General features: G+C 45.1%; 9 protein-coding genes. 3 read left to right on the top strand and 6 right to left on the bottom strand.

Going from position 1 to position 12,779, the window contains the following annotated elements:
• Positions 1-100: 100 nt before the first annotated feature.
• Positions 101-763, bottom strand: coding sequence for a M48 family metallopeptidase (locus EL84_RS02410; protein WP_053061357.1), 663 nt, complete (start codon positions 761-763; stop codon positions 101-103).
• A 153-nt stretch (positions 764-916) separates the two neighbouring features.
• Between EL84_RS02410 and EL84_RS02405 the strand changes: the two genes are divergently transcribed.
• Positions 917-1,672, top strand: coding sequence for a GNAT family N-acetyltransferase (locus tag EL84_RS02405; RefSeq protein WP_047840566.1), 756 nt, complete (start codon positions 917-919; stop codon positions 1,670-1,672).
• A 185-nt stretch (positions 1,673-1,857) separates the two neighbouring features.
• On the opposite strand, the gene EL84_RS02400 is transcribed toward EL84_RS02405, so the two are convergent.
• Together EL84_RS02400 and EL84_RS02395 are read right to left on the bottom strand one after the other, a co-directional pair.
• Positions 1,858-4,236 (bottom strand): GH36-type glycosyl hydrolase domain-containing protein, encoded by a 2,379-nt coding sequence (locus EL84_RS02400; protein WP_047840565.1) that lies wholly within the window; start codon positions 4,234-4,236, stop codon positions 1,858-1,860.
• A gap of 129 nt (positions 4,237-4,365) precedes the next feature.
• Positions 4,366-4,785: an ester cyclase gene (locus EL84_RS02395; RefSeq protein ID WP_047840564.1), complete on the bottom strand. Its 420-nt coding sequence runs from the start codon at positions 4,783-4,785 to the stop codon at positions 4,366-4,368.
• Between the two features lie 303 nt (positions 4,786-5,088).
• On the opposite strand from EL84_RS02395, the gene EL84_RS30660 reads away from it, so the two are divergent.
• A complete protein-coding gene (locus tag EL84_RS30660; RefSeq protein ID WP_053061356.1) occupies positions 5,089-7,611 on the top strand; it encodes a transglutaminase domain-containing protein in 2,523 nt (840 codons plus the stop codon).
• 70 nt (positions 7,612-7,681) lie between these two features.
• Here the strand turns inward: EL84_RS30660 and EL84_RS02385 are convergent, their stop codons facing one another.
• Positions 7,682-8,677 carry a hypothetical protein gene (locus EL84_RS02385; RefSeq protein ID WP_047840563.1) on the bottom strand — a complete coding sequence of 332 codons (996 nt, stop codon included), beginning with the start codon at positions 8,675-8,677 and terminating at the stop codon, positions 7,682-7,684.
• A gap of 255 nt (positions 8,678-8,932) precedes the next feature.
• Complete coding sequence (locus EL84_RS02380) at positions 8,933-9,835, bottom strand: SDR family oxidoreductase (RefSeq protein ID WP_017690578.1); 903 nt, start codon at positions 9,833-9,835, stop codon at positions 8,933-8,935.
• Between the two features lie 310 nt (positions 9,836-10,145).
• Between EL84_RS02380 and EL84_RS02375 the strand changes: the two genes are divergently transcribed.
• Positions 10,146-11,150, top strand: coding sequence for a MerR family transcriptional regulator (locus tag EL84_RS02375; RefSeq protein WP_047840562.1), 1,005 nt, complete (start codon positions 10,146-10,148; stop codon positions 11,148-11,150).
• 26 nt (positions 11,151-11,176) lie between these two features.
• Here the strand turns inward: EL84_RS02375 and EL84_RS02370 are convergent, their stop codons facing one another.
• A complete protein-coding gene (locus EL84_RS02370) occupies positions 11,177-12,706 on the bottom strand; it encodes an alpha/beta hydrolase family protein (RefSeq protein ID WP_047840561.1) in 1,530 nt (509 codons plus the stop codon).
• Positions 12,707-12,779 lie beyond the last annotated feature (73 nt).

The following is a 12,779-nucleotide window of genomic DNA, read 5'->3' as shown; positions in this document are numbered from 1 at the left end:
AAATCCGCGAAGCCGCTCACTGCAAACAGTGGGAACATCGCGGATTTTACGAATTATAATGGAGGGATCTATCGTATCAAGTACAAACTTGGGTCTGGAATTATAGTGTCATAGCCCGACCATTTCGCATCAGGTAATCTTCTTTTGTTTTGTAATCCGGCATGATGCTGCCGATCCGCCGCCAGAAGGAGCGATCATGATTCATGTGGTGAATATGGCACAGTTCATGAATGATGACATAATCCATCACTTCCAGTGGCGCCATCGCCAGACGATAATTGAACGTAAGTTTTTTGTCCCAGCTGCAACTGCCCCACTTGGTGGGAGAATCTACGATCTCTACTGACTTCGGCTTCACCTTCAACTCCTGCTGATAGCGACCGATGCGCTCCCCAATCATACGTTTACACTCGGCAAAATAAAACTTCTTCAGATTCGCTCGCAGCTCTTCTTCTGTCAGACCCTCTACAGGGATTAAGTCATGCAGTACATGCTCCTTGCCAAAAAGCAGAAACTTCCCCTTGCCCTCATCTTCGTATTCCTTGGCTTGAGGACCTTCGAGCGCCCGCTGCATCAGTGCGGATTTCTTCAAAATTACATCCCCGTGTTGCTCTACAAGTTGCCGGATCATGTCTTCACTGGTACCATTGGGTGCTTTGATTGTTACCATATAAGGTAAGTCCATGGTGATGGACACTTTCTTGCGTTTACCGTATTGGATATGACAGTTAATGCTGTGATTATTTAATTCTATAGTTAACATAACGCGCTCCGCTTCTGAAGTTATTCTTTCAACCAAATTAAATTGTATACCATCTCCGGCTATAATGCATACTGTTCGGCGATATATATGTTTGCATTGTATTTTTATACATAATTATGTATTATTATTTAATCATAAAATTGGAGGTTGGATATGACGCATACCATAGATTCAGAACATAAAACCATTGAAGAACTATCGCTTAACCACTGGCAACCCTTGTCCACCTTATTATATGACGGCTGGGTACTGCGTTTTGCCAAAGGATATACCAAACGTGCCAACTCCGTTCAACCTATCTACGACTCCACTCTGGATGTGCATAAAAAGATTGAGGAATGTGAGCGCATCTATGCCTCCAATCAGTTAAGTACCATATTCAAAATCACGCCGTTTATTCAGCCGGATCATCTCGACCAGCTTTTGCAAGAAAAAGGGTATGGCGTTGTCGATCTGACCCGTATCCAGACTCGGAGTCTGGAAGAGATCAAAGAGCCTGTGCACCAAACTGTACAGATCGACGAACAGTCGACCACAGCGTGGCTGGATCATTTTTGCCGATTGAATCAGGTGAATGATCTGCAAAGGGAAACGACGGAATTAATGTTGGACAATATCCGGACAAAGGTAGGTTTCATCTCGCTGTTGATCGATGGGCAAGTCGTCGCTTGTGGGTTTGGTGTCATCGAACGTGGCTACATTGGATTATATGACATCATAACAGACGCTAACTTCCGGAATCAGGGTCTTGCTGAACAGATGATCTTGCATCTATTGCATTGGGCAAAAAAACAAGGTGCTACCTCCAGTTACCTGCAAGTCGTTGCGAATAATGTACCTGCGTTAAAGCTCTACGCGAAGCTGGGTTATTCAGAGATTTATAGCTATTGGTACAGAGTCAAAGAATAGAGTGTTTGCTAATCAAGCTTAGCTTGTGGATTCTTTTATCATATTCAGTCTGACAAACAGATTAATTCAAAACAACATCTTGAAAGCAAAACTGCCCTCCTCCTATGAAGGAAAGGCAGTTTTTAATTTTTCTTAGTGATTGTCCAAAACTCTTCACACCGTTTATCAGCTACTCCGTACTCTTTCTACAAAGGCAGCCTCACTAGCACCTCATATTTCACGCCGGCCTGTATATTCTTGATGATGTCGCCTGCAATCCGTTGACCGTCAACATGCACCTCAATTTGCTGGACAGTTGCATCCTTCTTCATATTTACATGCAGCTCAGCCCCGCGGAACAACCGCGTAACTGATGCCTTGTTCCAATCTTCTGGTAACTGCGGCCGCACTTGAAGTCCTTGTGCATGACCTTGCAGTCCAAACAATCCGTCGATCAGACAACGATACACCCAAGGCACCGTGCCCGTGTTGAACAGATGACTGGAGCGCCCAGCTGTACGTGGGAATTGCCGATAAGCTCCGCGATAATAATTCGGGATAAATACGGGTAGCTGACCTCGCTGGAGAATATCCTCGCCATCGGGGCCCGGAATCATTTTACGCAACAGACGATACGCCTTCTCCTTCTCGCCCACCAGGTACAACGCGTAAATATAGAACGCCGCCGCGTGATTGTACACTGCACCATTCTCCGCACTTCCCGGATGTTTCTGCGTAACTCGACCTACATCTTCCCGCATCGCTGTGAAAGACGGCGCGAGTTTCTCGACACCATATGGCGTCTCCAATTGCTCCTCTACAGCACGGATTAACTTCTCCTGTTTCTCCTGATCCGCAGCACCGCTCATAAGTGCCCAGCTCTGAGGATTGATATAGATGCGTCCTTCCACGTCTTTGCTTACACCAAACACTACGTTATCATCCGTAATTCCGCGGGCATACCAGTCCCCATCCCACAGATACTCATTGGCTACCGCATTGGTCTGAGTGGCTTCCTGACGGAATTCCGCTGCAACCTCGCCATGCCCTGCCTGTTCACCAATATCTGCCCACACATTGAACGCATAGGCCGACGCAATGGTTAACCAGCCGGATACGCCTTTGCCTTTGTACCCCACCATGTTCATCGGATCACACCAGTCACCCTGATTGATATAGTTCAACCCACGCGCATCACGCTCATGGATCAACCAGCGCATCGCAAGATTCATATGTTCCAGTACGGAAACCTTTTGTTCACTGTCTGTAAAAGCAACCTGTTCCTCCAAAATGCTATAGTCATTCGTTTCATCTAGATAGGTCTTCATACAGACCGGAAGCCAGATACAGTGATCGGTATGAGGAACCTGGTTAATATATTTCAATTCTGCATCCGGGTGCAAAATAATACCGTCTGGCATCGCACCGCTTATATGCTGTTGAGACAAAGCGGTCAAGAACGCAGCCCGCGCAATCTGCGGCTGAATATAACTCATACCCATGTTGTCCTGCAAATAATTCCGCGTCTGCGGATCGGTTGTCAGACGATTGGTTTTGCCATGATAGTACATCTGGCGAGGTAGCCAGTGATTCACGACATTATCTAACCAGCTGTCCGGTGTCTTGATCTGGATGTTTCCTTGCCCTTCCGCAATATAACCAGCATACTCCTGCTCGGCTGCGGTGAAACCATCCTGTCCTTCCTCATTCTGCTTCACAAAATAATGCTGACGAATGCCCTCAATCTCTGTCTCATCATGAGCCGGGCCAAAGATAAATCGATACGCCTGATCAGCTCCAGCTTCCAGCTCTACACTATATTGCAATACAGCCACAGGTGTCTCATACCGCGCATCTCCACCTGCGAGTGTCTCTGACTGAAGGGCCGAAGGATTATGTAGTCCACCTTCGCCTTCAAAAGTCTCATGATTCACTTCCCACGCGGTCGGCTGGTGATCTGCTAGCAGATAGGTTTTGTCACTATAGTTTTTGATTTTGCTATAATCCTGATATTTCTGATAAGGCGTGATTGCCGAGCAGACAATGCCCTGCAAATCTTCCACATATGTACCGGACTGGTTCATCCAGGACATATAACCGACCGTATAATACGGGTAGATACTCAGCTTGCGTTTTCTCGAAGACAGATTGGTTACCTTCACACGCCACAGCTCCATGACATCTTCCTTCGGCAAACGCAGGGACATCTCGATGCAAATGTCGTCCTGAACCACCTTCCAATGAATATCGTGTTTACCGACAGCGAACGTATAGCTATCCGCCTGCTTGCGAACCGGTTCATACGGGGCGGAGAAGATTTCGCCACTTACTTCATCTTTAATGTACACAAACCGTCCCGGATGGTGGGCATAGTATGGCTGCTCCGGTTGCATAAACGTCTTGGCTTCCAGGTTGGGCGCATACGAGTATTTGGCAGGTTCGGGCTGCATGAATTGGGCCACCGCGTACCCCCGGCAATTCACATGAATCATCATCTTTTCATTCCAAAGGAATCCGGATGCCTTCGGTAAACTTGTCGGGCTTGTTAGTTCAACATATTGATTATCTTCCGTTGCTTTAATCATCACTGAACCTCACTTTCAGATTATGGAGTTAAAAGACAGAAAACGTTTTAGGTAACTTGTATACAACTTTGTCCATTATAACACGGGAACGCTTACAAAGAACTGAAAACTAAAAAAGAGCTGAGAAACTCAGCTCCGATTACGCTCCAATTGTTTCTCGATGCCCAACCTGTCGATCTGTATCCAATACTCTGCAATTTGTTCGTTTTCCACTCGGTATACCGCACTGGCAATTTCAATCACTGGGAGGTTGGTTGGACTGTATCCGTCCACTTCGCCAATATGGGTACCCGTTTGTCTCCAGCGAACATAAACTTTATCACCTTGCGTCAGCAACTCCAGAATTTCGAGTGAAAATTCCCCGTAAGCTTCGATCATCTCTCGCACATGATCCGTATAATCGGAAGGTGTTCGGGTGACCGTGACCTCAGCTTCGGATATTACTTGATGAGCCAGTACTTGTTCCGCCATCACGCTGCTTGCATAATCAGGATTTCGGCCTGATCGGACTTCTTCAAAAAAGGTTCTGACAATCTGTTCTGCTGTCATACGCCAATCCAGCCTCCTCAATTATTCAACTGTTATATATAAATATGTAGTAACTCTTGTATTTTAACATGGTCCCCCCGCTATGGAATTACAACTGTTCTATTGATCTACAGGACTTAAAACCTACCCTCTCACCTTGACAATGCGTCAATATGACCATAAACTAGCAAAGGATATTAGGAAATTAATAGGAGGTTTGGCCGTTAAGAGGTTCGAGTATGGGTTTTAACCAATTTTGATAATCTTTCGGTGTGTAGAAACGTAGCATTAGAGCAACTCAGAAAAACAAGAAAGCGGTGTATCATGAAACGTCTATTTTTCATTATGTTTGCACTCACCCTGTTACTGGCTGGATGCCAGAGTACTGAACAGGAGAGTAGTCCGTCCGAAAATAACCCTACAGAAGTAGTAGAAGGTTCTACCATTTTAAGTTTGAAGCAGAAATACGGCTCTGAATCGGAACAAGCGATCATGCCGATGTACAACGTAGCTCAGGATGAAGAATTTATGTTCAAGTTTAAAGCCGATTTACGTAAAAGTAACCTGCGAGCTAGTGACATTATTAGTGTACATACCGATATTAAAGCACTCAAAGCAAGCGATGTATATGCCATTCCAGAGACAAACGACAATAGTGTTTCCATTAAGCCTCTTGGATGGGGCGTTTTAAGTTCAGATTCCATGATGAACAAGGATCAAAGTTCTTGGGGCGGTGCCCCCATTTATTACATTCGTCTGAATTATGATCCAGATGCGGAAAATCTAACACTACTCGATCAGCCCATCATTATTCCGTTTACAGTGAAATCGGAGTTACCCGTACCTAACCTAAGATACGAAATTGACAAAGATAGACGGTTCAAGTTGGTCTGGGACAAGGTTGAGGGTGCAACCGAATATAAAATTTATAAACGTTCTGACCTAACCAACTTCGATACAAATGTACCTCTAACTGGCGCAGAGGACGCTTTTAGTAATAGTCTGCCTTTAGATATTGCGGTAACGACAGAGACGTCTTTCAATGATTTTTTGAGAGACGGAAAAGGCGGGCTAGGCACTTATAATGAAATGATAACTACCACTCAGAACCATGGTATACGAGGAGAATATTACGTCACTGCAATCGGCGGAGGCAAAGAATCCAATTTTAGCAGAGGTGTCCCTACAGCTCCGCTTGCTTCCCAGTTGCCAACATCTCTGAAAGAACAATTGTATAGGGAGAAATTAAAGAATATAGATGTACTTCCTCAGAAAGCAACAGTTGAGTACAATGACGGCTCTCTAGCTCGTGAAACCATTGTCTATGATACCAAAAGCGTAGAGATTTCAGAGTTCAATGAAACAAATATTCCTTTTCATATTAAAGGAACAGCTCTGAAAAGTTACGTACGCGTAGAGAATGTAACTCAAGCAGACCTGGACAGACTTTCTCAGCAAACCGTAGCCGATTCCAGCAACGGACTGGTGGAACCGAAGAATGACACACCTTACGTTCCTGCACCTGACGTGCCAACAATCATCAACAATCATGTTGCACCTGAGTCTGCAACAGAAACAGAAGAAGCACCGGCTTCGGAAACTCCAACTACAGAGTCCACAACCGATACTGAGACTTCAGAAGATGCAACTGATCCTCTATCTACTGAGGCTTCCGATGATACTTCTGATAATTCTTCAGATATGGCTTCTGAAGAAGCTTCCAATGAAACACCTGCTCCAGCTCCAGAAGCTGTAGAAGACAACCTGGTAGATGAGCAGAAATCGAATACGCAGCAAAATGTAGAACAAGGTAATCAGGAAACCGTGCCTCAGCCTGCTACAGGCGATGCAATGATCAATGCAGATTCCGCTTTGGAAGAAGTTTTAGCCAAAAATATGATTGCGGCACAAGATAAAATTTCGTTAAAAGCTTTCCCCGAAGCTCAAAATTTCACGACACTCTCAGATGTTGTTCTGAAAGTGATGTACCAGAATCCATTGATTCTTGGTGTGGAAGGTTTCGAATACAACTATGGTACACTTACCCTTTCCATTTATTACAATGAATCGGCTAGTGGTATCCAGAAGAAGCAAGATGAGATTATTGCCAAAGCGAACGAAGTTGTTGCTTCCATCATCAAGGATGGTATGAACGAAGATGAGAAACGTAAAGCCATCTACGATTATCTGAACGATAACGCGAAGTATGATGATGCAGCACTGGAAAATGCGGAGCAAAACAACTTCAAAAATGTCGATCCGCAGTTCAATGACTCGTTTACCACATACGGTATTCTGGTCAAAGGGGTTGGGGTATGTGCCAGCTATGCCTCCGTCTACAAATTGCTCTCCGATCTCTCGGGACTGGAAAGCATCGTCGTAACGGGAGCCTCCAGTGGTGTTCCACATGCATGGAACAAGGTCAAAATCGGTAACGAATGGTTCCATGTAGATGCTACGAACAACCTGACGAACTCCGGCATCCCATACTTCCTGTATAATGCCAACGATGAGACTGCTGCAAGTCAGAAAACGATAGCGGATCAAGATTATTGGCTTGATTCCGAGCTCGCGTTGTTTAATGGCGAGAGCGATGCCAATGATTATTATGTACAGAATGATCTCGAAGTCGCGTCCATTAATGAGTACAAAACCAAGGCTGAGAGTGAACTCAAAAAAGGAGAGAACCGGGTCATTCTCCGTTTCGCCTCACCTGTTGACTCTGATGAGCTGATGACAGCTGCCGGTGAAGCCCTCGCTGCAGTGGATGAAGCGCTTCTGAATACAGCACAATTAGCCATGCTAGGCAGTTATGCCATTCTGGACCCGAAACCAGAGCAGAAGTAACTTAGTTACACAGCAATCCCCTTTGCTTTTTCACAAGCAAAGGGGATTTTTTGTCTATTATTAGATGACTTCAAGCCATTGATTTAACCTGTTGCAATCTGGTAATAAAAGAAGAAATAAATGCTTTCTCTTTCATGAGATTCTGTTGCAATCTCTCACTTATTTTACTGAGTGTACTTGCATCACGCGTTATATTGTATTTCAGAACTATATTTCTCAATTTAAAGTAGTCCTGTTTCAGAATAGTGCTTAATTCCATAAAGGTTGCATCTGGCTCAATGATTGATTTCTCCATTAAATAAGATAAACGTAACTCCATTAGTAGCTTATGTTCATAAAAAAGATGAAAGACTCGTGAATCCAATGCTTCTCCAACTAGGGCTGCCTGCTCAATGTCGGTAAAGATGCGTTGAATGGCTTGCATTCCAAAATCGTATTTCTGATCTCGCACTAAGTCATATGTCTCGCTTGAGTTAAGATAGTTTTCCATCGCCGTTATAATCTGCTCCACATGAATTGCATAATTGATATTCTGAATTGGCTTGAGGAATCTCACTTCTGTCCAAAAACTGTACTCATTAGACATGGTCCAGTAGCCTTTCTCAAGTTCATCCAGACTACATACGCTTTGTATGAATTTACCATCATCAAGATTATCAGCAATGTATATCAAATTTTGATCCAGGTCATACCCATACACTAATAATTCATGCATGAGATGTTCTTTTTGATAATAGTCTGTACACGCAATATAGTATCTATCTGCATAAATATATAGATAATATCCCATATCTATCGCTTCCGTAATCACTTGCTTAAGTGATGTTCCCCATTTGCTAATCACAATTTCTTGTGGCAGGTTGTAAAAGGAAATTCCCGGACAGGTACTTAGCAGAAACTGATGAGAATCAAACGAAAAAATTCCCCATCCATGTGCATACCTGATTTGTATAAAGTTATTGAAAATCCATGGCCATAAATCTTCGTTCATAACGGATGTTAATGTCCCATATGATGTGTACGTGCTTATGACAGGGTCACCTAGTTTAAGTACATTCTTGGCCATTACAGAATTCCTCCTTCGATTCCTAGGCATAGTGTATTGATCTGAACAGATTCATTGTATAAGCAACGCACTCTCAGAGCTGGGAGTGAAGATCTTGTTCTTGAATATATTACCATGTACCTTTTCCGTTTTATATAAGAACGCTTTCATTATAAAAATATTTTATTTCTTTCATCTTAACGACAAAAAAGAGGATACCGCCCCCAATATGGAGACCGTATCCTCTGATACCCTGATCGGATTATCTAAAACTATTTACGGACTAACCGTACCACCATTCGCATTCAATGTCTCCCCGCTTACATAACTGGATTCCTGGCTTGCCAGGAACACAAATGCCGGAGCCATCTCGGCAGGTTGTCCTGCTCGACCAAGCGGTGTGTTGGAGCCAAAATCGGCTAGCTTCTCGACTGGTTGTCCACCCACGACCTGGAGCGGTGTCCATACCGGCCCTGGTGCAACAACGTTGACACGTATCCCTTTGCTACCCACCTGTTGTGCCAGCGCTTTGCTGAACGTGTTAATGGATGCCTTCGTTGTTGCATAATCCAGCAGGATTGGCGAAGGTTTGTACGCCTGAATCGATGATGTGTTGATAATGGAGCTGCCCGGCTTCATGTGTTTCACAGCTGCTTTGCAGAGCCAGAACATGGAATAGACATTTGTTTTGAACGTTGCATCGAATTGCTCGGTAGTCAGATCCGCAATCTGCTCCACAAACTGCTGTTTACCTGCCACGTTAGCAAGGATATCAATCCCGCCAAGCTCTTTTACCGCAGATTCAATGAGTTCTTCACAATATTTCTCATCCTTCAGGTCACCTGGCATCGTAATTGCTTTACGACCGGCTTCCTCAATCAGCTTCACAACTTCCTGCGCATCTGCTTCCTCTTCCGGCAGATAGGCCAGAACAACATCTGCACCTTCACGGGCAAACGCAATCGCTGCCGCCCGGCCAATTCCGCTGTCGGCTCCGGTCACAACTGCTTTGCGTCCTGTTAAACGTCCGCTGCCTTTATAACTTTTCTCACCCGCATCGGGAACAGGTGTCATCTCACGCTGAAGCCCCGGCTCATCCTGTTGCTGTTTCCACTCCGGTGTAGCCTTTGGATATTGGGTCGTTGGATCTTGCATGGTGTGCTGGTCTTGATTAGCCATGTTCAATTTCCTCCTCGGTTATTTACATTGATCACTACGATCACAGAATAACCTTCCGATCGCTGTTATCCCCAGATTTTTTTCTTCCTTATATTAGGGGAAAATCCGTTGATAAAAGCGAACACTCCGTTTCTTCAGGTTATTTCTGTGCTCTTCGTTATCATGTAAATGTTAAATTTATTATCAGAAGTTGTTTTCATAAATGTTGCACTCCTTCCTTTGTAACCGAGTTGGGTGAAATTTAAACTAAGCTAACCGGATTCCCAGACAACTGTCACATATTGAATCTCCCCTAACTGGAGATTGTATAATGAATCATGAGGTGATCTCGTTGAATGCAAATAAAGAACCCTATTCCATCGGTGAAGCAGCCAAACTGATCGGCTCCACGGTGAAAACGATCCGTTATTACGATGAGATTGAACTGTTACAACCCTCCAGTCATACGGAAGGTGGGCATCGGCTCTATACAACGCAAGACCTGTGGCAACTCGAACTCATTACAACACTTCGTTATCTGAATTTCAGCATACCGGATATTCGAAAGCTCATGTCGGGTGAACTGGCGGTAGCACAGGCACTGGATCTGCAGATTGAAGCGTTGGAAACCCAGATCGGCACGATGAATTCCATGCTCTCCATTTTGCAGCAAGCGAAGCAGCATGAAAAAGAAACTTCCCTACATTCCGAACAGTCTCTCACCTATATCTCCAGTCTGGTAGAATCGCTAACGGCCAATGCGAGCAGACGAAAACAATTCGTTGCTGCCAAGGTGGATGAATCTCATCTGCTGGATAGCATTCCGCAGGATTGGAGAGTGTCGTTTCTGCACTTTTTTGATAAATACATGATGAAAGATACCAAACTGACGGCTCAGCAAACCCTGGCCTGGAAGGAAATTCAGGAACTGATCAATGATCCGGCCTATTGGGCTGATCTAGCTCGGCTGGAGGTTCCATTCTTCATTATGGTGAATCAACCACAAGTCGAAGCGGACGTCTGGGTGAAAAAAATGGAGGCTATTCGCATTCGCACTACCGAAGCGCTGGACAAGCGTTGGGCAATCGATAGCCCTGCTGTGCAAAGCATGGTGTGGGACTTTGTGTTGATGTATGCAAGTGTCGAGCATGCCGAAACACCTGAAGTATTTTTTAGTAAACAGGCCCGATATATGCTGGACTCTGTGACCGATCGCATTCTGCGTTTTAACAAGCTGTGCAAGGTGATGAATCCCGAATGGAGCCAGATTGTAGATGGCATTAACCTGTTGCAGGAGGGCATGCGGTTACGATTAAAACAAATGGAAGAAGACTGAACTCCAGTCTCCTTCCATTAATACGTTTAGCCTTTTTTCAACAAATAGGATTCATGTTCTCCCACTTCCCTGTCCATATGGAGCGGTTGCCCTTTCAAGTAGTGGTTGAAGAAATCAATCGTTGTATCGTTGACCAACTGTTGTGTCCCCCTCGCATCTACACCCTGTGTCCATTCGAGCAGTGGAGAGATCAGGTAGAGGTCGGAGAAACTCAGATGTTTGGTGTTGGTCAGCTCCATCCAGAAGTTCCCTCCTGCGGTTACCGGCTCATAGCGCTCGTACACTTCCTCGTAATATTTCTCGGCTTCCGGACGGGTCGTGCCCATCGCAGCAATTTCCTCGTCACTCATCACACTTGTGCCTGCAACGGTTGAGTCTGCACTCATCATCAGGAACGGCTTGCCCACGCCTTCCGCAGGGATACGTTTCTCGCCAAACAATACACCGTCCATATTCATGCCTGCTTTCACACGTGGATCATCCATTAACATCTGTACTGTCGTTGCTCCGCCAAATGAATGCCCAAACATGCCGATGTTGTCCAGATCCATACGTCCTGTAAAGCGTCCGCTCGGATCTCCCGTACCCAACTTCTCTACCTCATCCAGTACAAACTGTGCATCCTTCACCCATGTCTCATTCAACTTGTCCATGTAACTGAATTGCAGCTGTTCAAAGCCTTCTTTTCCTTCCGATTCAAACTGCGCCACACGTCCATCCGGGAATACGGATACCAGACTGCTATACGTGTGATTAATGCCTACAACAATGTAACCTTGACTGACCAGCTGCTCAACCTGGAACGTATTCTGATTTTCATACCCATGCAGACCATGAGAGAAAAGAACAACCGGATACTTGGCTTCGGCCTCAGACAACTGAGCTTCCTGTATCGCATGTGTTTTGACCTGACTCAGACTGGAAAATAAAAGCTTTGGCAGTTTCAGCACTTCATTGAAGGCTGTCGCATAGATATCCGGCTTATTAACATAAGGAGCTGTTGCGCCCTCTGCTTCTGGATTCGTTGGGTACCAGATCTGTACCATCAGCTCCCGTTGATCACCGGCAGAACTCGTCAGCAACTCCTCACGGCTGTTATCTGTCCAATCGTAGGATACCGTTCCGATTCCATAAGGACCTGCTGACTTGGCAAACGAAAACACAGGGAACAGCAGCGGCAAGCCAATGCATACAATAGCGTATCCCAACACCAGGAGAGACGTTGCAATGATTCGAACACGTCCGAATTTCCCTGCCACAGTCGATGTGGAAGATGGCACCTCGGAACATTTACTATTCAGCGAAGTTGCACCTGACTTTTGCTGGCGTCTTGCCTGTGTAACTAACACAACCAGTGGAACCAACGTGAGCAGATACGCCGGAATCATCGGCCAACGAAGTCCTTCGACCACACTATGGACGATCAACAGCACACCCGATATGACGAATCCACCCCATACCATTTTCCGAAAATGTTGACTCTGTCTCCCGATCCCGATTACCCCCACGAACATAAGCAGGTTAAAAATAAGATGAATCCATTCTACTGTCCTCATATGCTTAAAGCCTCCCTTTCTACCTCCAATCTTAAAACCTCCAGTTACAGGAGATTCAAGCATGATTTTTCCG

It is taken from the genome of Paenibacillus sp. VT-400, assembly GCF_001029205.1.
Taxonomy (GTDB): domain Bacteria; phylum Bacillota; class Bacilli; order Paenibacillales; family Paenibacillaceae; genus Paenibacillus; species Paenibacillus amylolyticus.
This window is presented reverse-complemented; position numbering and strand designations above follow the sequence as displayed.

Coding starts and splice junctions, on each gene's coding strand:
- EL84_RS02410 (WP_053061357.1), bottom strand. CDS start 763: ATGTTAACTATAGAATTAAATAATCACAGCATTAACTGTCATATCCAA.
- EL84_RS02405 (WP_047840566.1), top strand. CDS start 917: ATGACGCATACCATAGATTCAGAACATAAAACCATTGAAGAACTATCG.
- EL84_RS02400 (WP_047840565.1), bottom strand. CDS start 4,236: ATGATTAAAGCAACGGAAGATAATCAATATGTTGAACTAACAAGCCCG.
- EL84_RS02395 (WP_047840564.1), bottom strand. CDS start 4,785: ATGACAGCAGAACAGATTGTCAGAACCTTTTTTGAAGAAGTCCGATCA.
- EL84_RS30660 (WP_053061356.1), top strand. CDS start 5,089: ATGAAACGTCTATTTTTCATTATGTTTGCACTCACCCTGTTACTGGCT.
- EL84_RS02385 (WP_047840563.1), bottom strand. CDS start 8,677: ATGGCCAAGAATGTACTTAAACTAGGTGACCCTGTCATAAGCACGTAC.
- EL84_RS02380 (WP_017690578.1), bottom strand. CDS start 9,835: ATGGCTAATCAAGACCAGCACACCATGCAAGATCCAACGACCCAATAT.
- EL84_RS02375 (WP_047840562.1), top strand. CDS start 10,146: ATGAATCATGAGGTGATCTCGTTGAATGCAAATAAAGAACCCTATTCC.
- EL84_RS02370 (WP_047840561.1), bottom strand. CDS start 12,706: ATGAGGACAGTAGAATGGATTCATCTTATTTTTAACCTGCTTATGTTC.